At 67.7% G+C, this 23653-nt stretch carries 19 protein-coding genes and 2 pseudogenes; 14 read left to right on the top strand and 7 right to left on the bottom strand.

The features are described 5' to 3' along the window. Positions 1-110: 110 nt before the first annotated feature. Positions 111-359, top strand: coding sequence for a cold-shock protein (locus tag ACFQBT_RS00535; protein WP_377819881.1), 249 nt, complete (start codon positions 111-113; stop codon positions 357-359). A 111-nt stretch (positions 360-470) separates the two neighbouring features. On the opposite strand, the pseudogene hisC reads toward ACFQBT_RS00535, so the two are convergent. The 6 genes and pseudogenes from hisC to ACFQBT_RS00505 form a co-directional block, all read right to left on the bottom strand. Then, positions 471-1564: pseudogene (hisC, locus tag ACFQBT_RS00530) on the bottom strand (histidinol-phosphate transaminase). Next, positions 1561-1959, bottom strand: coding sequence for a phage holin family protein (locus ACFQBT_RS00525; protein WP_377819880.1), 399 nt, complete (start codon positions 1957-1959; stop codon positions 1561-1563). Before ACFQBT_RS00525 ends, hisC begins: the two are co-directional and overlap by 4 nt. 29 nt (positions 1960-1988) lie before the next feature. After that, on the bottom strand, positions 1989-2792 hold the full coding sequence (locus ACFQBT_RS00520; protein ID WP_377819879.1) for an NUDIX domain-containing protein: 804 nt from the start codon (positions 2790-2792) through the stop codon (positions 1989-1991). 22 nt (positions 2793-2814) lie between these two features. Further along, positions 2815-3582 (bottom strand): hypothetical protein, encoded by a 768-nt coding sequence (locus ACFQBT_RS00515; RefSeq protein ID WP_377819878.1) that lies wholly within the window; start codon positions 3580-3582, stop codon positions 2815-2817. A gap of 8 nt (positions 3583-3590) precedes the next feature. Then, on the bottom strand, positions 3591-5543 hold the full coding sequence (locus ACFQBT_RS00510) for a S53 family peptidase (RefSeq protein WP_377819877.1): 1953 nt from the start codon (positions 5541-5543) through the stop codon (positions 3591-3593). A gap of 197 nt (positions 5544-5740) precedes the next feature. After that, on the bottom strand, positions 5741-6337 hold the full coding sequence (locus ACFQBT_RS00505; RefSeq protein ID WP_377819876.1) for a DivIVA domain-containing protein: 597 nt from the start codon (positions 6335-6337) through the stop codon (positions 5741-5743). Between ACFQBT_RS00505 and galE the strand changes: the two are divergent. Together galE and ACFQBT_RS00495 are read left to right on the top strand one after the other, a co-directional pair. Further along, positions 6336-7387 (top strand): annotated as a pseudogene (gene galE, locus ACFQBT_RS00500) (UDP-glucose 4-epimerase GalE). The gene ACFQBT_RS00505 and the pseudogene galE overlap by 2 nt on opposite strands. A 74-nt stretch (positions 7388-7461) precedes the next feature. Beyond that, entirely contained in the window at positions 7462-7686 is a 225-nt protein-coding gene (locus ACFQBT_RS00495; protein WP_377819875.1) for a hypothetical protein, read from the top strand. Positions 7687-7690: 4 nt separating this feature from the next. Here ACFQBT_RS00495 and argS read toward each other — a convergent pair whose 3' ends face one another. Continuing rightward, a complete protein-coding gene (gene argS, locus ACFQBT_RS00490; protein ID WP_377819874.1) occupies positions 7691-9424 on the bottom strand; it encodes an arginine--tRNA ligase in 1734 nt (577 codons plus the stop codon). A gap of 62 nt (positions 9425-9486) precedes the next feature. On the opposite strand from argS, the gene ACFQBT_RS00485 reads away from it, so the two are divergent. The 11 genes from ACFQBT_RS00485 (at position 9487) to ACFQBT_RS00435 (ending at position 23554) form a co-directional block, all read left to right on the top strand. Further along, a complete protein-coding gene (locus ACFQBT_RS00485; RefSeq protein ID WP_377819873.1) occupies positions 9487-10209 on the top strand; it encodes an alpha/beta hydrolase family protein in 723 nt (240 codons plus the stop codon). Between the two features lie 51 nt (positions 10210-10260). Beyond that, positions 10261-12378, top strand: a complete 2118-nt coding sequence (locus ACFQBT_RS00480) for a PI-PLC domain-containing protein (protein ID WP_377819872.1) — start codon at positions 10261-10263, stop codon at positions 12376-12378. A gap of 2 nt (positions 12379-12380) precedes the next feature. Continuing rightward, complete coding sequence (locus tag ACFQBT_RS00475; protein ID WP_377819871.1) at positions 12381-13193, top strand: hypothetical protein; 813 nt, start codon at positions 12381-12383, stop codon at positions 13191-13193. 111 nt (positions 13194-13304) lie between these two features. Then, the gene (locus tag ACFQBT_RS00470) at positions 13305-14762 is read left to right on the top strand and encodes a cytochrome ubiquinol oxidase subunit I (protein ID WP_377819870.1); all 1458 of its coding nucleotides are present in this window, start codon (positions 13305-13307) and stop codon (positions 14760-14762) included. 28 nt (positions 14763-14790) lie between these two features. Beyond that, positions 14791-15825, top strand: a complete 1035-nt coding sequence (gene cydB, locus ACFQBT_RS00465) for a cytochrome d ubiquinol oxidase subunit II (protein WP_377819869.1) — start codon at positions 14791-14793, stop codon at positions 15823-15825. After that, on the top strand, positions 15812-19093 hold the full coding sequence (gene cydD / locus ACFQBT_RS00460; protein ID WP_377819867.1) for a thiol reductant ABC exporter subunit CydD: 3282 nt from the start codon (positions 15812-15814) through the stop codon (positions 19091-19093). The genes cydB and cydD overlap by 14 nt, the downstream gene beginning before the upstream one ends. After that, positions 19093-19485 carry a BlaI/MecI/CopY family transcriptional regulator gene (locus ACFQBT_RS00455; RefSeq protein WP_377819865.1) on the top strand — a complete coding sequence of 131 codons (393 nt, stop codon included), beginning with the start codon at positions 19093-19095 and terminating at the stop codon, positions 19483-19485. Before cydD ends, ACFQBT_RS00455 begins: the two co-directional genes overlap by 1 nt. Positions 19486-19508: 23 nt before the next feature. Further along, the gene (locus ACFQBT_RS19890; RefSeq protein ID WP_417281781.1) at positions 19509-20534 is read left to right on the top strand and encodes a hypothetical protein; all 1026 of its coding nucleotides are present in this window, start codon (positions 19509-19511) and stop codon (positions 20532-20534) included. Positions 20535-21054: 520 nt separating this feature from the next. Continuing rightward, on the top strand, positions 21055-22173 hold the full coding sequence (locus tag ACFQBT_RS00445; RefSeq protein ID WP_377819861.1) for an ROK family transcriptional regulator: 1119 nt from the start codon (positions 21055-21057) through the stop codon (positions 22171-22173). An 89-nt stretch (positions 22174-22262) separates the two neighbouring features. Next, on the top strand, positions 22263-23000 hold the full coding sequence (locus ACFQBT_RS00440; RefSeq protein WP_377819859.1) for an extracellular solute-binding protein: 738 nt from the start codon (positions 22263-22265) through the stop codon (positions 22998-23000). Continuing rightward, positions 22970-23554, top strand: a complete 585-nt coding sequence (locus ACFQBT_RS00435) for an extracellular solute-binding protein (protein ID WP_377819850.1) — start codon at positions 22970-22972, stop codon at positions 23552-23554. Before ACFQBT_RS00440 ends, ACFQBT_RS00435 begins: the two co-directional genes overlap by 31 nt. Positions 23555-23653: the final 99 nt, after the last annotated feature.

Here is a 23653-nt window from a genome sequence, read left to right as displayed (position 1 = left end):
CCGCCGCCCAATGGCCACCTGCCTGGTTCGGCGTGGTCTTCGCCATCGGGGTCGCGGCGCTGGTCATCGCACAGTACGTCCGCTATCGACGCCGTAAGTAGCCTGCGGTCATGTCAGACACCGTCATGCCGGGCACCGAGGCCGAGGGCGTTGTGAAGTTCTGGAAGTCCGAGAAAGGCTGGGGCGCGATCAGTTCGCCGGCGCTGCCTGCCGGACCGGATGCGTTCGCGCATTTCATCGCCATCGAGGCGAACGGTTTTCGCGAACTCACTACCGGCCAGAAGGTGCGCTTCCGTTTCCACCCTGCCGAACAGGACAGCTTCAACTACGTCGCGTCCTGGGTGCTGGCGCTCGACTGACCATCGCGCCTCGATCAGGTCGACCCGTGGCAGCCCACGCGTTGGCTGCGCGGGGTTTGGAGGCTGGTGGCTCATGGGATTGCTTCCCGTTAACCACCAGCCTCCAAACCCTCACCGACTGCCGGATCGGAAGGCGGCCGCGACTTCGATCAGCCGGTCGTTGGCCTCGACCTCGGCGATGGTGCAGCGCACCCCGTCCCCGGCGAACGGCCGCACGACCAGTCCCTGCTCGGCGGCGACCTCGGCGAAGGCCAACGCGTCCTCACCCAGCGGAAGCCAGACGAAGTTCGCCTGCGAGTCCGGCACCTCCCAGCCCTGCTCCCGCAGGGCTTTGATCACCCGGGACCGCTCGATCACCAGATCCTCGACGCGAACCGCCAACTCGTCGTACGCCGAGAGGCTGGCGATCGCCGCCTGCTGGGCGAGGTCGCTCACCCCGAACGGGACTGCTGCCTTGCGCAGCGCATCCGCGATCGGTTCGTGGGCAATGGCGTAACCAACACGCAGACCGGCCAACCCGTAGGCCTTCGAAAACGTGCGCAGCACAATGACATTCGGCTGCTTACGCCAGACGGCGATCGCATCCGCGGCCCGAGGGTCGCGACCGAACTCGACGTACGCCTCGTCGATGACGATCAGCACGTCGGAGGGCACCGACGCGAGGAAGGAATCCAACTCCGCAGCAGTGACGATCGGCCCGGTGGGGTTGTTCGGGGTGCACACCAGCACGACCTTGGTGCGATCGGTGATCGCCGCGGCCATCGCCGGCAGGTCATGCTCGAATCCTTCGGTCAGCGGCACCGGCACCGCCGTCGCACCGGACAGGCCCACGATGATCGGGTAAGCCTCGAACGATCGCCATGCGTACACGACCTCATCGCCGGGGTCGCAGGCGATCTGCATGACCTGGCCCAGGATGCCGACGCTGCCGGTGCCCGTCGCGACCTCTTCGGGTCGCACGTCGAAATGCTCCGCGATCGCCGTACGCAGCGCCGTCACGCTCATGTCCGGGTAGCGGTTGACCTGGGAGGCGGCCTCGGCGATCACCGAGAGCACCGACGGCAGAGGCGGATACGGGTTTTCGTTGGAGGAGATCTTGTACGTCGTGAACCCCTCGCGCTGGGGGCCGGCTTGCCGGGGACGTAACTGGGGATCAGGTTGAGCGCTTGACGCAGCCGCACCGAGCGGGCAGAGTCCTCGGTCACCGCTTCCACTCCATGTCATCGGGCAGCAGCGCGCTGAGCAGCATCCCGACCAGGGCCACGATCAGCCCACCCCAGACCGCGTCCCACCAGAAGTGCGCCACGTGGAAGGGCAGGTTGACCTTGCTGCTGATCCAGGACAGCAGACCCAACATGCAGGCGTTGACCACCAGCAGGAACAACCCCAGGGTGATCACGATCAGCGGCACGCTGACCACCTTCAGCAGCGGCTTCACGAAGGCGTTGAGGATGCCGAAGATGGCGGCGATCACCACCACCGCCAGCACGTTGTGCGTCGTGTCCGCCGTGGGACTGCCCAGGGTAATGCCCGGGACGATCCACGCAGCGATCCACAAGGCGATGGCGTTGACACCAACGGTAATTGCGGCGACCTTCATACCTGCATCCTTCCAGACCGGCCCGCGGCTCAGGACCAGTCGGGCGGCTCACCGTTCTCCAGGTAGACCGGGCCTGAACCGGAGTCGACCGCGCGCACCGCCTGCTCGATCAACCGCGCGGTGTACGCCGCTGCGTGCTCCTGCACCGCGACCTCGTCGCACCAGTGCAGGGACTGGATCTCGCGGGGCTCCAGGTGGATCGCCGCCTCATCGGCCGGATCGAGCCGGGCGTCGAACAGGAACAGGACCGCGTCGTCCCACCCGCGCCACGGGGGCAGCCAGGTGACGGCGGCCAACCCGCGCAGCGCGATGGTGACGTCGAGTTCCTCCTTGACCTCTCGACGTACGGCGTCCGCGGGCGATTCGTGCGGGTCCACCACTCCGCCGGGCAGGTCCCAGAATCTCTTGTAGGACAACTGGCACAACAACACCTCGCCTGCGTTGTTGCGGATCAGCGCCTGCCCGATGGCTCGCTTGATGGGCAGCGACGCATTCAGCATGCGGTTGAAGGTCAGCGGATCGCTGAGCGGTGGGTCGCCGGCCACCCGGGCCAGGCTCACCACGTCGATCGCGTCGCCGCCCGCAGAGCGGCCGGCGTCGCGCAGCACTCCCTCACGTCGCAGGCCGGCGCGGCTCGCCGCCCGGATCCCCGCCCGGTCGTCAGCCGGCACCATCGCTTCGACCCGGACCGCCCCATCGGAAAGCGCCCGCTCGACGACCTCGATGACCGACGTCTCGAGGGTCGTGCCAGCGGGCGCTGCCGGATCAGGAAGATGCAAGCGCACCGTCCCGTCGACTGCGGTCTGGCGGATGGAAACCTCCGACTCCGTCATGTCCGCAATCTATCGCTGCCGGTTACTCCTGCCTGGTCCGGATGGTGTTGACGACCAGGGCGCCGGCACCGAGGACGGCCAGCCCCAGGCCGCCGATCGGCAGCCACGGGTTGGACGAATCGGCCGGACCCTGCGGACCGTCGGTCACGATCGGCGGTCCGGTGGTGCTGCTGGTCGGGCTCGGGGTGTCGGTGGCCGTGCTGGTCGGACTCGCCGTGCTGGTCGGTGAGGCCGTCGATGAGGTCGACGACGAAGAAGTGGACGACGTGGACGACGTGGGTGGCGGCGCCGCGGCGCACTTCACGCCGCCGAGGCGCACCCAGCTGCCCTCGACGCCGGGGCTGAAGTTGACGTAAGCGCCCGAGGTCACGCCCGATGCGGCGTTCAACAACCGCACCGTCCCCACCAGGTTGGCGTTGCTCGCGAACGACGCCAGCGACACCGTCGTGGGGGCGGTGTAGGTGCCGGCAGCTCCGCCGCCGGCCACCACCACACGCGGCTTGCCACCGACGCAGGAGGTGGTCACGGTCACCCGCGAACCCAGGGCGATCGCCGCGGTCACGGTGGAGGTGCCCCCACTGGTCTGCGCGCTGGCGGTGAAGAGGCCGTACCCGCTGGTCACCGAGCCGGTCGTCCAACCCGAGCTGCTGATCGGGTCGGCGAAGGACACGCCGTACGCGGTGTCACCCGTGGCGGCGAAGGAGGGCGAACCGGTCGCGAGCAGCAACCCGGTGGCTCCGGCCACCGCTGCGACGACCGAGCCGGCGAACATTGCGTTGTTGGATTTCACGACGCTCCTCACTTGAACGCCGCGAAGAAGGCGGCCCCGTTGGGCGTTCCGACGCCGGTCACGTTGTCCCAGTGGGCCGCGCTGACCAGGTTCTCCGGCTTGGCGTCCAGACCGACGACGTACCCCTGCCTCGGGACGATCTGCCCCGCGTCGTTGCGGGCGTTGTAGAACGCACCGGCTTTGTTCGGGTAGTTGATGTCCTTGATCGCGGAAGTCCCGGCAAGCCGGTAGAAGACGGGTGCGGCCAGACCGACCTTGGAGTTGTTCTTCTTCTTGGCCAGGCCGACCGTCGCCGCCACGATCGGCGAGGCGAGGCTGGTGCCTCCGACGCTGAGGTACGTCGGCTCGTTGCCGTTGGTCATGTCCGTGAACCGGATCGTGTACCCCGTGGCCGGGTCGGCGAGTGCCGACACGTCGGGTACGGCGCGGCGCGTGTAGCCGCCCACCTTGCCCTTCTGCCAGGACGGCTGGGCGTAGGACGCGCTCTGCCCGCCGCCGGCGCCCTTGATCGGCAGGAACGGCGCGGTGAACGTGACGTCACTGATGCCGGAAGAGGTGGTGTTGGTGTTCGTCTGACGGAACACCCGGTTCTCCCAGCCGGCGGCCACGGTCTGCACGCCCTTGGACGTCAGGCCGATCGCCGTACCGCCCACGGCCGTCGTGTAGTTGCTGGAGGCCGGCAGTCCGACGCCCGCATAGCCCTGGACCTTGCCGTCGTCGCTGACGGGAAGCGTGGTGTTGTTGCCGTTGTCACCCGAGGAAGCGAACGTGCTGATGCCGGTGAGGGAGGCCTGCAGCAGCGGACGGTCCCACGCCGCCTTGCTCGCAGCGGTCTCGCCGCGGTCGCTGCCGGAGCCGAACGACATCGAGATCGTGCTGACCTGGTGAGCGGTGACCATCTTCTGCAGCGTCGCAGTCAGCGGGGCGTCGAGGCACGACCCTGCGTCGTAGTAATGAATGGTCGCGTTGGGTGCAATGGCGTGCGTGGACTGCACGTCCAGGGCCTGCTCGACGTTGACACCCGTGGGGTCGCACTGCGCGGGGACCTTCTGGCCCGAGCTGAACACCTTGTAGTTGGCGGCAGCCAACTGCGGGAAACCGGCGTCCTTCATGTAGGCGTTGGTCTGCGCCAGCATCGTCTTGTCGTTGCCCCACAGCAGGATGCCGAGCGTCGGCTTCTGCGCGGCGACGCCGGCGCTGCCGTAGATCTTCTGTAGATCCTGCGGGATGTAACCGCACAGCCCGTTGGACATCACGCCATACTTCTTGGCCTTGGGGTAGAGGTGATCACCCCAGTAGAAGGCGCACTCGGCGCTGCCGTCGGTGGCGCCGTTGGCCTTCGGGGTCACCGCGTGGCTGCTCTTGAGGGCGCCGCGCGCCGCCCGGCTGGTGTTCAGACCGCGGGCGTTCAGCGGCTCCTTCTGGGAAAGGGTGCTCAGCCCGGCCACCGCGATGACACCGCTGGAGTTGGCGATCGTCGGATCGGTGTTCGGGGCCAGACCGGAGACGGCGTCGAGCGAGGCACGCTGCATCCGCAACGACAGCGACCTGTTCACCTTCGCCACGGTGCCGGTCACGAAGACCTGGCCGGAGTCGCGGCTGACGTAGGTCACGCGGTAACCGTTGGCCTTCGCCCACGCGGACGCCTTATCGACGGCGGCCTGGCTGGCACCGAACCGGCGGGTGTACTCGGCCGGGGTCAGCACGACGCCCTTGGCGGCGAGGGCTTGTGCCTGCGCCTGGCCCGGCAGCGGCACCAACAGACTCAGCGACATGGCGGTGCTGCCAGAAGCATCACCGTGGCGCAGCAGCTTCGACTGGGTCGGGCCGGTGAATACCCGTCCCGAGCCGACCAGGACGGACGAACCGCCTCCGGTGTCCGCCGCGATCGAGGCGGCAGCGGGCAACATTGCTGCGGTGGTGGCAACCAGGGTGACGGTTGCTATCCGACGGCGATTCATTCAGGCACTACCTTCGCTGGTGAACGTTGTGAGGGCACTCGCAGGCGATTCGAAGCTCGCCGACAGGCACTGACAGTAGCGGCTGTGTGATGCCATCGACACGGCGGCGACCCGAGATCGTGTAGGGAATCCTCCCCTGGCGGCCACCGCCCGGACAGTCTGCGACCGGCGGTCGAAAATTCAACTATTCGCCACCGTCAGAAACCCGATCGGTCCGCCTGTTCCGACAGCGGCCGCAACCGGGCCAATTGGTCGAGGAAGGCGTCGACCTGCAGCGCGTCGTACCCCCGGCCGGTGCGACGCGGCGGATAGAACAGCACGGTCTCGATATCGGGAAGGTCGTCCCCGCGGGCCATCGCCACCAGCACCTTGTCGAGGAAGTCGTCGACCTCGTGCTCCACGTAGGCGCGCTTGCCGGTGCGGGTCGCGAACCGCGAATCGCGCACCCAGTCCTGCTGGGCCGGCGTCCACCGCAGCCTCGTCGCCCGCACGCTGCCGTCGTCGGACACCGCGGCCACCGGCTCCGGCTCCACCCGGTCCAGCAGATCGCTCTGCCAGAGATACACCTGCCGCAAGAACCCGTCCACTGAATCGACGGCCAGTCCGCTGGCCAACGGGACCCGGCGGATCGCCGTACCGACAACGTCGGGCAGCTGAGCACCGCGCTCCATGCTCAGCGCAATCCGATCCAGCTGCCGCTCCACGTCATCGCGCACATAACCGCCGCGCTCGGTCGGGAAAACCACGGACCGGACGGTCGCGATCTGGTCTGCGGGCCAGGGCAGGGACGCCATGGTGACAGTCTCGCACCGTAGGGTGGCCGATATGCGTGTCCTGGTCTCCGGCGGCGCCGGCTATATCGGATCCCACACGGTGCTGGCTCTGATCGCGAGCGGCCACGAGGTGGTCGTCGCCGATGACTTCCGCAACAGCAAGCCGACGGTGCTGCCCCGCCTGGAATCGTTGTCGGGTACGTCGATCCCCCTGTACGCCGTGGACCTCACCGACCCGGACAAGACCGAGCAGATCTTCGCCGAGCAGCCGATCGATGCGGTGATCCACTTCGCCGGTCTGAAGGCAGTCGGCGAGTCGGTGGCGAAACCGCTGGAGTACTACCGCAACAACCTGGACTCGACCTTCTCCCTGCTGACTGCGATGCGGCGGCACGGCGTGGGCCGGCTGGTGTTCTCCTCCTCCGCCACCGTCTACGGAGACAACGCCCCCGTCCCGTACGTCGAGACCTACCAACCGCTGTCCGCCGCCTCCCCTACGGCCGGACCAAGGTCATGATCGAGCAGGTGCTGTCCGACACCGCCCGGGCCACCGACGGATTGCGCATAGCGATGCTGCGCTACTTCAACCCGGTCGGCGCTGACGCCAGCGGCCATATCGGCGAGGACCCGCAGGGCACCCCGAACAATCTCATGCCCTACATCGCCCAGGTGGCGGTAGGTCGTCGATCCTCCCTGACCGTCTACGGCAACGACTACCCGACCGCGGACGGCACCTGCGAGCGCGACTACATCCACGTCACCGATCTGGCGGCCGGCCACGTCGTCGCGTTGAACCACCTGTCGTCGATGCAGGAGCCCGTGCGGGCCTTCAACCTCGGCACCGGCACCGGCACGTCCGTGCTGCAGTTGCTGCACGCCTTCGAGCGCGCCGTCGGTCGTGAGCTGCCGTGGCAGTTCGGCCCGCGCCGGCCCGGTGACCTCCCGGCGTACTGGGCCGACCCCACGCGAGCACAGACCGAACTGGGTTGGCACGCCACGAAAACCATCGACGACATGTGCGTCGACACGTGGCGCTGGCAGTCGGAGAACCCGGACGGCTTCCCCGACTGAGAAAGCGGCCCCATTTGCGCACGTTGTGCCACAAACCCGGGCGTGACAGGACCGGCGCTCCTACCATCGGCACCATGACCTTCGATGCAGCGGCGACGTGGCCAGATCTCTTCGAGGGCTTGACCGAGCAGCAGAAGCAGTCGGTGGATCAAGCCCTCGCCGCACTGACCTCCGACGGTTACGAGCCCGACAAGGACGAAGTGGCGGGCATCGTCAACGGGGCCAAACAGTCCTCGATCCGGTCCTTCGGACCCTCGGCAGCGTCCTCCGCCGACGGCGCCGGCGCCTCCTCCTGGTAGTCGGTTACATCTGCTCCGGGGTGGCGATCCCCAGCAGCGACAAACCGGTCTGCAGCACCTGCAACGTCAGGGCGCACAGGGCCAGACGCGAATCCCGCACGGCCGCGTCCTGCGCCTTCAGCACCGGGCAGTGCTCGTAGAACGCCGTGAACGTCTGTGCCAGGTCGAACAAGTAGGCCGCGAGGCGATGCGGTTCGAGTGTCTCCCCGACGGCGGCGACCACCGAGCCGAAATCCAGCAGTTTCAACGCCAGCGCCCGCTCCGCCGGCTCGACCAGCACGATCGGACCGTCGAACGCCACTGCATCCGCACGGCCGAGGATCGACCGGATCCGGGTCGCGGCGTACTGCAGATACGGTCCGGTATTGCCCTGCAGCGCAACCATTCTGTCCAGGTCGAAGGTGTATTCGCTGTCGTGCGCGACGGACAGGTCGGCGTATTTGATGGCGCCCACGCCGACCTGGTGCGCGATCACGGCCCGCTCGCCGGCGGGCAGGTCGGGCCGCGATTCGGCGACGACCTCCGCGGCCCGTGCGAGCGCGGCGTCGACGAGGGACTGCAGGCTGACCAGGTCGCCCGAGCGGGTCCGCAGCAGCTTGCCGTCAGAGCCCAGCACGGAGCCGATCTGCACGTGGATCGCTTCAGTGCCCTGCACCCAGCCCGCCTTCTGCGCGGTCTCCCACACCATGCGGAAGTGCAGGTTCTGCGGTGCGCCCACGACGTACAGCGCCCGGTCCGCCTTGAGATCCAGGGAGCGGTGCCTGATCGTCGCCAGATCCGTTGTGCCGTAGCCGTATCCACCGTCTGACTTGCGGATGATCAGCGGCACCGGTTTGCCCTCGCGACCGGTGTAACCGTCCAGGAAGACGCACAACGCACCATCGCTGATGGTGGCAATCCCCTTGTCCTGCAACTCATCACAGATGGCGGCGAGTTCGTCGTTGTACGTCGACTCACCGGCCAGGTCGTTGTCGCCGAGGGTGATGTCCAGCTCGGCGTAGACCCGGCGCAGGTAGGCCAGGGACAACTGGATCAGCCGCTGCCAGATCGCCAGAGTCTCCGGGTCGCCGGACTGCAGCAGCGTCACCCGCTTGCGCGCCCGCGCATCGAAACCGGGATCGTTGTCGAACTTCTCCCGCGCGTGCCGGTAGAACGTGTTGGGGTCGGTGGTCAGAAGGTCCGCCTCGGCCTCGTCGGACTCCAGCAGATGCTCGACCAACATGCCGAACGGCGTACCCCAGTCGCCGACGTGGTTCTGCCGGATCACGGTGTGCCCGATGAACTCCATCGTCCGCGCCAGGGAGTCGCCGACCACGGTGGTGCGCAGGTGACCGACGTGCATCTCCTTGGCGATGTTCGGCGACGAATAGTCGATGACGACCCGCTGCTGCGGCACGTCAGGCAGGCCGAGCTTCGGGTCGGCCAGTTCGCGGCCGGCAGCGTCGGCGATCCAGGTGGTCGCCAGGGTGACGTTCAGGAAGCCCGGGCCGGCGATCTCAACGCTGTCGATGAGTTCCGGCGCGTGCAGGTGCCCCACGATCCGGGCGGCGACGTCGCGCGGGGCCTGACCGAGCCGTTTGCCCAGCGCCATTGCGGCGTTGACCTGCAGGTCGGCGCTGGTCTGTTTCTTGTTGGCCGGACGCACCACCGGGTCCACCTGCGCGAACTCCGGTCCGAACGCCCGGGCGAGGGCGTCCTGGACCGCGCTGGTGAGGGCAACGGCGGGATCGACGGTCATGGGCTCAAGGTTAGGGCGGGGCGGGCTCCGGCTTCGAATCGGTTTCGTGACAGCCTCGGACGGTGCGCCTCGATCCCGTCCGCCGCGTGGTGTTCCCCTCGCCCGCGCCGGTTGCCTTCGAACCCGTCGCTCCGGCCCGTCTCGTGCACTGGGCCGGCGGCGCCATGCTGCACGCCGACGTCGGCTCGCCGGTGACCGTGCTGCACTTCCACGGCAACGGCGACGATCTACGCTCCTGCGCGCCCCTCGTCGCGAACGTGGCCGGCCACGGCGTCAGCATCGCCGTCGTCGAATACCCGGGGTACGGCGTGCTGGCCCGTCAGCGGGCCAGTGCCGTCTCGTTGGTGGCGGCAGCCCGGGCGGCTGCCCGACGGGTCCCGGGGCGCGTCGTCCTGTCCGGATACTCCCTGGGCACGGCGGTCGCCACCGCGCTCGCCGCGGACGGCCTCGGCGAGCGCCTGGTTCTCACGGCACCGTTCACCTCATCGCGAGAACTCGTGCGGGACATGCGGTTGCGGGCGTTCTGGCCGATCCTGCGCGACCGGTTCGACAGTGCCGCGCTGGCACCGCAGATCGGCATCCCCGCCCTCGTCCAGCACGGCGACCGCGACCGCGTTCTGCCCTTCAACCACGGTCAGCGCCTCGCTGACCTCCTCCCGGACGCCGTGTTCCGGCCGCTTCCGGGGCGCGGACACGGCGGGCTGGACCCCGTGATCGCCGACGCAGCGGTCCGAGCCGCCACGATCCCGGACGAGTCGTGGCGTGAAACGCCGCCCGCGCCCTGACGATCCGCCGATAGCATCGCGGCACCATCACCGCCCGCCCGGGAGGCACCCGTGTCACCAGACGCCGCACCGACCACGGTCCTGCGCCGCATCCTCATGGTGCTGGCGACCGTTCTCGCGGCCGCGGCCATGCTCGCCGGGCTGGCCAATTTCGAACTGCTCAACGGGAATCGTTTCGCCGGTCATGCCGACGACATCCGCAAGGACCCTGCCGTCGCTAGTGCGCTGGGCGTGATCGTCACCGACAAGATCATCACGGCCAACACCAACCTGGCCGCACTACGGCCGCTGGTGCAGAGCACGACGACGTCGGTCATCGAGAGTGACGCCGCGGGTCCGGTCTTCCGGACCGCGGTCCGGCCGCTGCACGAATACCTCACCTCCGACAACGACAGTCAGATCCTGCTGCAGGCCGCCGACATCGCCGCCATCTCGATCTCGGCACTGAAGGAGTTCAAACCGGATCTGGTGGCCAACGTGCCGGATGACCTGGACGTCACCTTCTCCTCGATCGGCTCGCAGTCCTTCGCCGCACACACCCTCCAGGCCGCTCGGTGGGTGCGGGTCCTGTCCTGGCTGCTGCCGCTACTCGCCGCGCTGTGCCTGCTGGCCGCCGTACTGGTTGGGCGTCGTAGCTGGCGATCCGCAGGTTTCACGGTCGGTCGCGTGCTGCTCTGGGCGGCAGGCACGTTCGCCGCGCTCCTGTCGGTCGGGGTCATCGCCAACACGTTCTTCACGCCGAACGGCCTGGTCCCGGCGGTAGCCTCCGCCGCGTGGTCGACGATGGTCGTCCCCGCCGCCATCCTGACCCTCATCGTCGGGTTCGCCGGGCTGATCCTGATCGGTTGTGCGCGCACCCTGCCGGTGCGCAACCTGCGCGAATTCGACCAGTGGGCCCTGCGAGCCGTGCGCTCGCGGCCCACGACGCCCGCCGGCTGGGGCGTGCGGGTGATCGGGTCGGGGCTGCTCGGCGTACTCATGGTGTTGCGCCCGGCCATGGTGATCCAGTTCCTGGTCGCCCTCGCGGGCGTCGGCCTGATCACGTACGTGCTGTGTGAAGTACTCGTCGCGGCGGGGGCAGTCGCTACCCGGCGCAACCTGGCTCCCCGGGGAGTGGCCTGGGTCCGTCGGTACGGCGCTCGTGTGGTGGCCGCACTGGCCGCCGTGGCGCTGTTGATCTCCGTCACCGTCTTCGCCTGGCCGCAGAGTACGTCGATCGCGGCCGAGACGGGGCCGGCGGACGAACGCTGCAACGGCTGGGTGCAGTTGTGCGACCGGCCGTACAACAACGTGGCGTTCGAGGCATCCCACAACTCGATGTCCGCACTCGATGAGAACTACTTCCTGGCCGAGCAGCCCACCGGGATCGTCGGCCAGCTCGACGCCGGAGTCCGGGTCTTCCTCATCGACAGTTGGTACGGCCAGTCCACCAACCGTCCCGGGGTCATCGCCAACTCCGATGCCACGCGAGCCCAGGCGGTGGCCCAGGCGAACGAGACCTTCGGAGCCAGCACCGTGCAGAGCGCGCTGCGACTGCGCAACTCGCTCAACGTCAGACCGCAGGGGCCGGTGGGGCTCTACCTGTGTCACGAGTTGTGTGAACTCGGAGCCACCGACTGGCCGAAGGTGATGGGCCAGGTCAAGACGTGGATGGACCGGCACCCGCGAGAGGTCGTCACCTTCTTCGTGCAGGACGTCGTCAAGCCTGATGACGTGGCGAAGATGCTCGGTGACGTCGGTCTGCTGGACACGCTCTACACCCCGCCGGCCAAGGGGCAGGACTGGGCGAGCCTCGGGCAGATGATCAGCAGCGGCAAACGCCTGGTGTGGTTGCAGGAGAACGAGGGCGGCGGGAGCAGCTACCCCTGGATGCTCGATGGCCCGCAGTGGTCGCAGGACACCGAGTACACCAACCCGTCGGTCTCCTCGTTCAGTTGCGCCATCAAACGCGGCGAGCCGGACAACCCGATCTTCCTGATGAACCACTGGCTGAGCGGATTCGGCAGCCTGCAGGCGGACGCCAAGAAGGTGAACGCGCGCTCGGTGCTGCTGCCGCTGGCGCAGAAGTGCGAGAAGGAGCGCGGCCAGATCCCCAACTACGTCGCGGTCAACTACGTCAACCTCGGAGATCTGAAGTCCGTGGTGCAGACCCTCAACGGGTTGGACTGACATTGGCCGCCAGGGCCGCTTCCGGCGTCCTCGCCGTGCTGGGAACGCTGTTGCTCGTCGTGGGCATCGTCGCCGGATTCGCCCGCTACGAGGTGCTCGACGGCGCCCGGTTCGCAGCGACCGCCGACCAGCTGCGCAAAGACCCCCAGGTCGCCGCCCAACTCGGGATCGTGATCAGTGACCGAGTCGTGGCCGCCAACCCGAATCTGCGCCTGCTGCGGCCATTGGTCCAACGGACCGCCACCTCCGTCCTCACCCGGGACTCCCTGACTCCCCTGGTTGCCGGTGCGGTGGAGCCGGTGCACGAGGCGATCGTGAGCGGTCGGGCCGCAGATGCGGCGTTGGAGCTGAATCAGGTCGGCGCACAGGTCGTCGATGCGCTGCGCACCGTGCGGCCCGATCTGCAGATCTCCGCACCCGCCGACCTGACCGTCGGACAACAGGCGCTCGGCGCTCAACAAGCGTTGGAGACGGCTGCCAAAGCCGCCGCCTGGGTGACCCTGGCGTCCTGGCTGAGCCCGCTCATCGGCGTACTCCTCCTGGCCGTCGCCGGCGGCCTGCGCGGCGGCCCGCGATCGGCGCTTCGTTTCGTGGGTATCGGACTCATCTGCGCGGCAACGGTTTTCGCCGTCGCCGTCGGAGTCGGCGCCTTCGCAGCGCGCTCGATCACGGTGACCTCGGTAGCCAGCGCGTCGATCAAAGCGGCGTGGACGCAGTTGGCACCGACACTGTGGATCCTGGCCGGAATCGCCGCCGTGATCGGTGTCGTGGTGACCGCGGTCACGCACGTCGGAGAAGGCCCCCGGCGCACTTAGGTCGCACTTCCTAGGCACCGCGCAAAATCCGGGAGTAGCTTCTACTACAGCGTGTAGTAGAAGACACCAAGGATCGGCTGTGCGCAGCCGCAGAACACATGGGGAGCGACCATGGATGCACATACCGCGCTAGACCTCGCGCGATGGCAATTCGCGATCACCACCGTTTACCACTTCCTCTTCGTACCGGTGACGATCGGCCTTTCGTTCGTGGTCGCGGTCTTCCATACCTTGTGGATCACCAAGCGCGACCCGCAGTGGATGCGGCTGAGCAAGTTCTTCGGCAAGCTCTTCACGATCAACTTCGCACTCGGTCTGGTGACCGGCATCGTGCAGGAGTTCCAGTTCGGGATGAACTGGAGCGATTACTCCCGTTTCGTCGGTGACATCTTCGGCGCCCCGCTGGCGATCGAGGCTCTCCTCGCGTTCTTCCTCGAGTCGGTCTTCCTGGGGTTGTGGATCTTCGGCTGGGGTCGGATCCCCGAGAAGCTGCACGCCGCGACGATCTGGCTGGTGCACATCGGCACCGTCCTGTCGGCGTACTTCATCCTGGCCGCCAACTCGTTCATGCAGAACCCGGTCGGTTACAAGAACAACCCCGAGACCGGTCGCGCCGAACTCACCGACTTCTTCGCGGTCCTCACCAACAAGGTGCAATTGGTGACGTTCCCGCACGTGCTCTTCTCGGCTTACCTGTGCGGTGGTGCCTTCGTCCTGGGCGTCGCCGCCTGGCTGGTGTGGCGCAACAAGAAGCACGAGGACCGCTCGATGTACCGCAAGGCCGCCAAATTCGGCGCCTGGATGACCTTGGTCGCCGGGCTGGGTGTTGTCGTCACCGGTGACATCCAGGGCAAGATCATGACCGAAGTGCAGCCGATGAAGATGGCCTCGGCCGAGGCCCTCTACGAGAGCCAGAGCGGTGCTCCGTTCTCGATCCTGACCATCGGCAGCCTCGATGGTCAGCACGAGAAGATCGCCATCACCGTGCCGAAACTGTTGTCCTTCCTGGGCACCGGCAGCTTCAACGGACACATCCAGGGCATCAACGACCTGGAGAAGGCTTACCAGGCCAAGTACGCCAGTGACCCGCTCACCCGGGCCGACAGCTACACCCCGACCATCCCGCTGACGTACTGGTCCTTCCGGTTGATGATGGGCTTCGGTTTCCTGGCGATGCTGATCGCCGCACTCGCCCTGTGGTCACTGCGTAAGAGCAACGGCGACAACGCCCTCACGAGCCGCTGGTGGAAGTGGCTGGGTCTGGCCGTCCTGCTCTTCCCGATTCTGGGCAACAGCTTCGGCTGGATCTTCACCGAGGCCGGTCGTCAGCCGTGGATCGTCTTCGGTCTGCTGACCACTTCCAACGGCGTGAGCCCCAGCGTGGGTCCGTGGACGGTGCTGCTCTCGCTCGTCGGATTCACCCTCCTGTACGGCGTGTTGGCCGTCATCGAGGTCGGCCTCACCTTGCGCTACGCGAAGGCGGGCGCTCCCCCGTTCGACGATCCGTTCAAGGACTCGGACGACGAGGATTCCGACGACGCCGACAAACAACTGGCCTTCGCCTACTGAGCTGCGGATCGGATAAGGAGACAACACCATGGGTCTGCAGGAGTTCTGGTTCCTGATCATCGCGGTCCTCTGGATCGGCTACTTCACCCTGGAGGGCTTCGACTTCGGCGTCGGTATGGCTCTGCCGATCCTGGGTCGCGGCCCGGACGGCGAACGCCGCAAGCGCGTGCTGCTCAACACGATCGGCCCGGTCTGGGACGGCAACGAGGTGTGGTTGTTGACGGCCGGCGGTGCGACCTTCGCGGCGTTCCCCGAGTGGTACGCCACCCTCTTCAGCGGCTTCTACCTGGCGCTGTTCCTCATCCTGGTCGCGTTGATCATCCGGGCGCTCGGTTTCGAGTACCGCGGTAAGCGCGACAGCGACGCCTGGCGACGCGGCTGGGACTGGTGCATCGCCATCGGCTCCTACGTGCCGGCGCTGCTGTGGGGTGTGGCCTTCACCAACATCGTGCGCGGCGTGCCGATCGACCAGCACCACGAGTACACCGGCAACCTCTTCACCCTGCTCAACCCCATCGCCCTGCTCGGTGGTCTGATGACGCTGACCGTGTTCTTCCTGCACGGGCTCAACTTCATCTCGTTGAAGACGACGGGCCAGATCCGGGACGACGCCCGGGCCATGGCCACCAAGGTGTGGGTTGTCGCGGCGGTCATCACGGTGGCGTTCATGCTGATCATCAACGTCCAGCAGGGTTCGATCTGGAGCTGGCTGTCCTTCCTGATCGCCGTCGTGGCGTGCGTCGGCGGCTTCCTCGCCCACCTGGCGGACCGGGAAGGGTGGGCCTTCACCGGCACCTTCCTCGCGATCGCCTTCGTGGTGGCCTCGTTGTTCTTCGCGCTCTTCCCCGACGTGATGCCCTCCAGCACGAACCCGGACTACTCGCTGACGATCTACAACGCCTCCAGCAGTCACCTGACGCTGCAGATCATGACGGTGGTCGCGGTGATCTTCACCCCGATCGTCCTGCTCTACCAGGGCTTCACCTACTGGATGTTCCGCAAGCGCATCTCCGTGGACAACATCCCGCCGGCCCAGGACGAGCGCGACCTTGCGACCGTTTGATCCGCGCCTGATCAAGCAGGTCCCGGCCACCCGCTTCCCCATCGCGGTCATCGCGGCGCTCGGTGTGGTGGCCGGGATCCTGGCGGTCGCGCAGGCCTTCGCCATCGCCGCTCTGGTCGTGGCCGTCGTGCACGGCCACGACCTGCGCACCCCCGCGGCCGCCGTACTCGCGGTGCTGATCGCTCGCGGATTGGTCACGGGCGCAGGCGATCTGGCGGCGGCGTGGGCCGGCAGCCGGATCAGTTCGGCGCTGCGCGAACGTTTCCTGGCCGGCGTCTTGCACCAGCCAGCGGACGAGCGGGCCGAATCCGGCACCTTGGTCACGCTGGCCACCGCCGGCGCCGCGAGCGTCGAACCGTACGTCGCCCGCTACTTGCCCTCACTCATCACCGCAGCGGTGGTGCCGCCCCTGGTCCTGCTGGCACTGTTGCTCACCGACTGGCCCAGCTTCCTGATCGTGGTGCTGACGCTGCCGTTGCTGCCGCTGTTCGCCGTCCTGATCGGACGCCACACCCAGGCACAGGTCGACAAGCGCTGGGCCGCGTCGAACCGCCTGGCCGGGCACTTCCTCGACGTCATGCGCGGACTGCCGACCCTCGTGGGCTACCAGCGCGCCGAGCACCAGGTCGGGGTGGTCTCGCAGGTCAGCGACCAGCACCGCAAGGCCACCAACCGCACGTTGCGCACCGCCTTCCTGTCCTCGGCCGCCCTGGAGCTGTTGGCGACGATCTGCGTGGCCATGGTTGCGGTCGCCGTCGGCCTGCGCTTGGCCGGTGGGCACATGCTGCTCGGCGTGGGCCTGACCGCCATTCTGCTTGCGCCCGAGGCCTATTGGCCGATCCGGCGGGTCGGTCAGGAGTTCCACACCGCCGCAGACGGCGTGCAGGCGATCGACGCGCTGCTGGCCGGGACTCCTTCTACTCCCGAGCCGGCCGGGGAAGGCACTCTGGCCGCCACCGACCTGACCTACCGCTATCCCGGCACCGAGCATGACGTCATCCGTGACCTGTCGCTGTCCCTCGAGCCGGGCCTGACGGCGATCGTCGGCGAGTCCGGCGCGGGCAAGACGACCCTGCTGGAGTTGCTCGCCGGCCTGCGCACACCCACCAGCGGCACCGTCCGCGGTCCGCGCACCCACCTGGTCACCCAGCGGCCGTTGCTGATCCCGGGCACCGTCGCGGACAATTTGTTACTCGGCAACGATGCGTCGACGCAGGATCTTCGAAAAGCCATGCAGCGCACCGGTTTCGACACGGTCGCCGCGTCGCTGCCGGACGGGTTGGACAGCCCGGTCGGCGACGACGGATCCGGTTTGTCGGCCGGTCAGCGCGGTCTGCTGGCCCTGACCCGCGCCGTACTCGACCCGTCGGCGGTCATCCTGCTCGACGAACCCACCGCCCACCTGGACACCTCCGTCAGCAGCGGCGTGGACGACGCGTTGCGCATCCTGTCCCAGGACCGCACCATTGCCGTGGTCACCCATGACCCGATGCTCACGATGTACGCCGATCGCGTGATCACCGTGCCCGTTGCCTCACGCGCCGAATCGGTGCCGACGCCCGTGGCCACGGATGCCGCGGCGGCGCATCAGCCGCTGGCTCAACCGAGTTCGCCGGAACCGGCCGTCCCGCAACGGCGACCGGTGCTCTGGCCGGCGAAGGGAGTGGTCCCTGCGGCGCTGGTCGGCTCGCTGGCCACCATGTGCGGTGTCGCCCTGACCGCGACGTCCGGCTGGTTGATCGTGCAGGCCAGTCTGCGACCGGTGGTGCTGACGCTGCTGGTGGCGATCGTCGCAGTGCGTACCTTCGGCATCGGCCGGCCGGTGCTGCGCTACACCGAGCGATTGCTGTCGCACAACGCGGCGCTGCGGGACCTGACCCTTCGCCGTACGGCCCTGTTCGCTCGGCTCATCCCGCTGACGCCGGCCCGGCTGGGTCGGCACCGCCGCGGTGACGTCCTGAACCTCGCCGTGCACGACCTCGACGACGAAGTCGATGCCCAGGTGCGGGTGCTGGTGCCCGCGATCGGCACGATCCTGACCCTCTTGATCGCGGTCCTCGTGGCGACGGTCCTGCTGACGGTCACCGGCCTGGTGCTGTTGGCAATCGCACTGGTCGTCCTGCTGATCGGGGTCCTCGGCTTCGTGCTGGAACGCCGTGCCCAACCCGACGTGCTGGAGACCCGCAGCGACATCGCCGCGGTCGCCGAGCTTGCTACCTCGAATGCGACTGCGCTGCAGGGGATTCACGCCCAACAGCCGGTGCTGTCGCGGCTGCGCGAAGCCCAGGCCCGCAGCGCTCGGGTCAGCCTCTCTGCCGCGACCGCGCGCGCGACGGGCGACACGTTGAGCCTGATGACCGTCGGTGTCGCCACCGTCGCAATAGCCGTGCTGACCGGTCACGCGGTTGCCGATCAGCGCATCTCGCTGCCGGTCGCGGGCCTGTTGACACTGCTGCCGGTCGCTCTCACCGATGTGCTGACCAGCGTGCCGGACATCGTGAACGCCCTGTGTCGCAGCCTGATTGCCCGTCGACGCTTGACGGCGTTGACCGATCAGGAGCCGGCGGTGCGGGACCGGAGCGCGGCGACGACGCCGCCGGTGCCGCAGCGTCCGACGCTCGAACTGGCCCAGGTCAACGCCTCGTGGGACGACGTGCACGACGCTCTGCGGCACGCCGACCTGAAGGTCGCACCGGGCGAGCACATCGCGTTGGTCGGAGACAACGGCGCGGGCAAGTCGACGGCGTTGGCCGTGTTGGCGCGACAACTGGAACCGACGGCAGGTCGTTACACCCTCGATGGGCTGGAGGTCGGCACGTGGGCACCGGACGACGTACGTCGATTGGTCGCGCTCGTGGACGACGAGCCGCACGTGTTCGCCGGCTCGGTGCGCGCCAACCTGTTGTTGGCCCGGCCGCACGCGACCGACCACGAGGTCACCAGCGCCCTCGTCGACAGCGGCCTGGGGCACTGGCTCAGCGGTCTGCCGCACGGCCTGGACACGATGCTCGGGACCGGCCAACGCGGGGTCTCCGGCGGTGAGCGGACCCGGTTGGCGATCGCCCGTGCCGTGCTGTCCGGACGGCCGGTAGTGCTCCTCGACGAACCCGTCGCTCATCTCGATGTGCCCACCGCCCGGTCGGTGCTGAGCGACGTTCAGGTTGCCCTGAGAGAGTCTTCCCTCGTGATCGTCTCCCACCAGCAGATCGGCCTCGAGGGCTGCGACCGGGTGGTCGCCCTTCGCGAGCGACAGGAGGTGAATCGCTGATGCCCCGCCACTCCTCCCTCGGCGACCTCGAACGCCAGCTCATGGACGTGCTGTGGGCGGCCGAACCCGGTGTCCGCCTCTCGTCGCGGCAGGTCCAGGAACGTATGGACCCCTCACAGGAGCGCGCCTACACGACCGTCAAGACGGTTCTCGATCGTCTGGTCGACAAGGGACTCGTGCAGCGCCGTCGCGACGGGCGGATCTGGCGTTATTACGCCCGGGCCAGCCGTCAGTCGTTGACCGCCGAATCCCTGCGTTCGGTGCTCGGCGACATCCAGAGCTCCGATCGCAGTACGGCCCTGCTGCACTTCCTCGAAGGCGTCGAAGCGACCGACCGAGCAGAGCTTCGGCGACTGCTCGACCAGGTCGAGGCAACCGACCGCCCCGCCTGACCGGTCGGCACTAGGGTGCCGCTATGAGTCTTCGCCGATCCGCCGGCGCCACCGTCGTCGCCGTGGCCCTGATGAGCGGTCTCGCCGGCTGCGGCAGCCAACATCTCACCGGTGCGGACACGGCCGCGACCACCGCTACGACGACCTCCGCGGCGCCGCCCGCCGCCAAGCACACCGCAGCCGAGCTGGTGAAGGCGATGCGCGCGAGCGTTGCGAAGGCAACGTCGTTCCAGGCCGCCGGAACCATCGAGTTCGACTTCAGCGACATCGAGGCGGAGTCGACCGGCACGGCTGACCCGGGCGGGTCGATGTCCCCCACGAGTTCCCCCGCCCAGGTGATGAGAGTGGACGCGGCCGGCACCACGAACGGAAGCGGCGTCCGCCTGACTGTGTCCTCGGACATGGGCACCATGAGCACGATGTACGTCGGCGATTCGACGTTTTTCCGTGCTGACAAGGGCTTTTTCGCCGACCTCGGCTCAACGGGTTCCGACGACTCGTCAGGGCAGCCCAGTAGTGTCGGCCCGTCCCTCGCCAAGTACGCGGATCGATGGATCTCCACCCGGGTCGTGCAGAACTCCACGCCCAGGTTGAAGCACACATTGACGCAGCTCCTGAACGAGACGGTCTCCCGTGAGGCGTTCCCCGACGCCAAGCTCGCCACCGCGACCGTGACCCCGATCGTGGACAACGGTGTGCCCGCTTACCGCGTCGACGTCGGTAAAAGCTCCTTGATCATCGCCGCTGACGATGCCTCGACGCTTCGCTACGCCGTCGTCGCTGAGTCCGACGAAACCCAGAAGTTGCGCTTCTCGCAATGGAATACGGTCCCAGCGATCACGGCCCCGGCCGACGCCATCCCCGGTTCGCAGATTCCCGGCTGGGACGCATCGGGATTGGGCCCCGAAGTGCTGGCTAGCTCTGACTCACAGTCCGACTCCGGCTCGGGCTCGAGCTCTGCCCCTTATGGGCTCGATCCCTCGGCCGGGCCCACCGGTGACGGATTCGACCCCTCGGCGGCCACCAGCTCGGTAGCCTCCGACGGCTGACCACACAGGGACACTCGACCCACACCGGACACCCCCGGCCGCCCTACGCTCGCAATACAGGGACACTCGACCCACACGGCGAGCCCGCCAACGCCCTACGCCCGCAATACAGGGACACTCGACCCACACCGAGCACCCCCGGCCGCCGCAGGCCTGCAATACAGGGACACTCGACCCACACCGAACACCCCCGGCCGCCGCAGGCCTGCAATACAGGGACACTCGACCCACACCGAACACCCCCGCCCGCCGTACGCCCGCAATACAGGGACACTCGACCCACACCGGACACCCCCGGCCGCCGCAGGCCTGCAATACAGGGACACTCGACCCACACCGGACACCCCCGCCCGCCGCAGGCCTGCAATACAGGGACACTCGACCCACACCGGGCACCCCCGGTCGCCGGCCGGCGACCTGCAGCGACGCGCCTCCTGTGACCCACGTTACCTATTTGTGACCCACCAATATCCGGCAAACCCCTTGCCAGGGGTTTGTTAGTAGCGTTTCCTAACTATCTATGAGCACCCAGGGCGCCTCTCCCCGCCGCGAAGTCCGCGGCCGTCGCGACGCGGCCAAAGTGCTGCCCGGCGATGCTCGTGCCCACAACCGCTCGCTGGTCCTCCAAGGCTTGTTCGACGACGGTCCGCTGAGCCGCGCCGACCTGGCCCGGCACACCGGATTGACCCGGGTCACCATCTCCGAACTGGTCGCCAGCCTCATCGACGATGGCCTGGTCGCCGAGGTCGGAACCCGCACCGAGTCCCGCCAGGGCAAGCCCGCGACGCTGGTCGACCTGGCCCCAGAAGGCCCGGTCGTCATCGCCCTCGACCTGTCCGGCGATCACCTGGTCAGCGGCGCCCTCGTCGATCTGGACGGCGCCATCCTGGCCCGCCAGAGCAAGCCGATCGTCGATCTGCAGTACGCCGTGGCCGACATCATCGAGGTAGCGACCGCGCTGGTGGGAATGAGCACCCGCCCCGTTCTCGGAATCGGGATCGGCACCCCCGGAATCGTCGACGTCACCGGGTCGGTCGTCGTAGCACCGAACCTCGGCTGGGAGAACCTGGATCTGGCCAAGCGGGTGAGCTCGTGGACCGGACTGCCGACGTACGTGCAGAACGACGCCAACGCGGCGACGCTGGCAGAGGGGACGTTCGGCGAGGGTGACAACAACGGACTCTTCCTGGTGACCATCGGCGCCGGCGTCGGCGGCGGGGTCCTGATCGACGGCCGGCCCCTGGTCGGCCCGCTGCAGTCCTCGGGCGAGATCGGCCACGTCGTGGTCGAACCGGGCGGCCCCGAGTGCGCCTGCGGCAACCATGGCTGCCTCGAGACGTACCTGTCCGCGAACGCGTTGCGGCAGGCCGACGAGGAGGGCCGGCGGCGGGCCGGTCAATTACTGGGCACGGTGATCACCCCGGTGGTCACCACGCTCGGAATCGCCGATGTCGTCTTCTACGGCGACGCGGACGTATTGGACGGGCCGGTCATCGAGGCAACACGGCAAGCGCTCGCCTTCCAGACCCTGCCCTTCGTGGCCCAGCGGATCCAGGTCCGTCAGGTCCCTCGCAGCGCCGAGCACGTGCTCACCGGCGCTGCCGCTCATGTCCGCTATCGAGAGCTCGGTGTCGTGTGACGCCTCCGACCACTAGCCAACCCGCCTGAGAACACCTCTCCTACAACGTAATTCAGGGCAATCCGCATTATCACCACCTAAGGGGAATCATGAAGATCAAGAACACGGTGAGCTTCACTCTCGCCTCCGTCCTCGCCGCAGGGGCGCTCGCAGCGTGCAGCAGCGGCAGCACCACGACCGGAGGGAACACCTCCGGCGCGGCCGCCACCACCGGAGGCGGTGCCAAGACCATCAACCTGTGGCTGGCCGGCAAGGAGGACACGCCCAAGGAACTGACCGACTGGCTGGCCAAGACCTGGACGACCAAGTACCCCGGCAGCACCCTGAAGATCACCCACATCGACTGGCCGGAGCTGACCACCCGCCTCAACACCGCCCTGCAGAGCGACACCCCGCCGGACGTGGTGGAGGTCGGCAACACGCAGGCCGCGGCGTACACCAGCGTTGGCGCCTTCACCGACCTGACCAGCAAGATGAGCGAACTGGGCGCCGACATCGGCCCGAAGAGCTTCATCGAGTCGGGCAAGTGGGACGGTAAGAACTACGCCGTGCCCTACTACTGGGGTTCGCGCTACATCTTCTACAGCAAGAAGGCCTTCAAGGACGCCGGTGTCGCCGTGCCCACCACGCTCGCCGACTTCAACAAGGCTGCGGTCACGTTGAAGCAGAAGCAGGCCGGCAACTCCAAGTACTCCGGCTTCTGGGTGCCCGGCCAGGACTGGCGTAACGGCATCAGCTGGCTGTTCGCCAACGGCGGCGACATCGCCACCCAGGAGGGGGCAAGTGGGTCGGCAAGTTGTCCTCGGCCAACAGCATCAAGGGCCTGACGCAATGGCAGGATCTGGCCAAGAACTCCACCGTCGCGCCGAAGGACGGTAAGGACGCCGAGCCGTGGACTGCCTTCAACAACGGCCAGAACGCCATGTTCATGGCGCCCAGCTGGGCCCGGTGGAGTGTCGACAAGTCCAAGACCGCTGACCTGGGCGCGTTCGCGCTGCCGGGCACCGACGGTGGAGCGGCCCCGGTCTTCGCCGGTGGTTCCGACCTGGGCATTGCGGCCAAGTCCAAGAACCAGGACCAGGCGTTCAACCTGTTGAAGCTGATCTACAGCGACGACTACCAGAAGCTGCTCGCCAAGAACGGCCTCGGGCCGGCGAACTCCAACTTCACCTCGCTGATGGGCACCGACGAGTTCGCCAAGGCCGCGATCTCGGCGGCCAGCAACTCCAAGCTGACGCCGACCTCGCCCAACTGGGCCGGCATCGAGACCTCCAACGTGATGGAGGCGTTCTTCGGCAAGATCGCGAGCGGCGCTGACGTGGCCAGCACCGCCAAGGCGACCGATGCCGAACTGGAGAAGGCGCTGAACGCCAGCTCCTGATCCACCGGGCTCGCAGAGCCCACACCAACTACGTCGGGAGTCCGGCGACCCCGCCAAGCCGGGCTCCCGACGTACACCAATCTTTCTGCCCAGCAATCG

The sequence above is a fragment of the Branchiibius cervicis genome (assembly GCF_042661605.1).
GTDB classification, from domain to species: domain Bacteria; phylum Actinomycetota; class Actinomycetes; order Actinomycetales; family Dermatophilaceae; genus Branchiibius; species Branchiibius cervicis.
The sequence above is the reverse complement of the archived record's forward strand: the minus strand, read 5'-3'. Positions and strand labels throughout refer to the sequence as shown.

Coding starts and splice junctions, on each gene's coding strand:
- ACFQBT_RS00520 (WP_377819879.1), bottom strand. CDS start 2,792: ATGACGGAGTCGGAGGTTTCCATCCGCCAGACCGCAGTCGACGGGACG.
- argS (WP_377819874.1), bottom strand. CDS start 9,424: ATGACCGTCGATCCCGCCGTTGCCCTCACCAGCGCGGTCCAGGACGCC.
- ACFQBT_RS00440 (WP_377819859.1), top strand. CDS start 22,263: ATGAAGATCAAGAACACGGTGAGCTTCACTCTCGCCTCCGTCCTCGCC.
- ACFQBT_RS00535 (WP_377819881.1), top strand. CDS start 111: ATGTCAGACACCGTCATGCCGGGCACCGAGGCCGAGGGCGTTGTGAAG.
- ACFQBT_RS00525 (WP_377819880.1), bottom strand. CDS start 1,959: ATGAAGGTCGCCGCAATTACCGTTGGTGTCAACGCCATCGCCTTGTGG.
- ACFQBT_RS00445 (WP_377819861.1), top strand. CDS start 21,055: ATGAGCACCCAGGGCGCCTCTCCCCGCCGCGAAGTCCGCGGCCGTCGC.
- ACFQBT_RS00470 (WP_377819870.1), top strand. CDS start 13,305: ATGGATGCACATACCGCGCTAGACCTCGCGCGATGGCAATTCGCGATC.
- ACFQBT_RS00455 (WP_377819865.1), top strand. CDS start 19,093: ATGCCCCGCCACTCCTCCCTCGGCGACCTCGAACGCCAGCTCATGGAC.
- ACFQBT_RS19890 (WP_417281781.1), top strand. CDS start 19,509: ATGAGTCTTCGCCGATCCGCCGGCGCCACCGTCGTCGCCGTGGCCCTG.
- ACFQBT_RS00495 (WP_377819875.1), top strand. CDS start 7,462: ATGACCTTCGATGCAGCGGCGACGTGGCCAGATCTCTTCGAGGGCTTG.
- cydB (WP_377819869.1), top strand. CDS start 14,791: ATGGGTCTGCAGGAGTTCTGGTTCCTGATCATCGCGGTCCTCTGGATC.
- ACFQBT_RS00505 (WP_377819876.1), bottom strand. CDS start 6,337: ATGGCGTCCCTGCCCTGGCCCGCAGACCAGATCGCGACCGTCCGGTCC.
- ACFQBT_RS00510 (WP_377819877.1), bottom strand. CDS start 5,543: ATGAATCGCCGTCGGATAGCAACCGTCACCCTGGTTGCCACCACCGCA.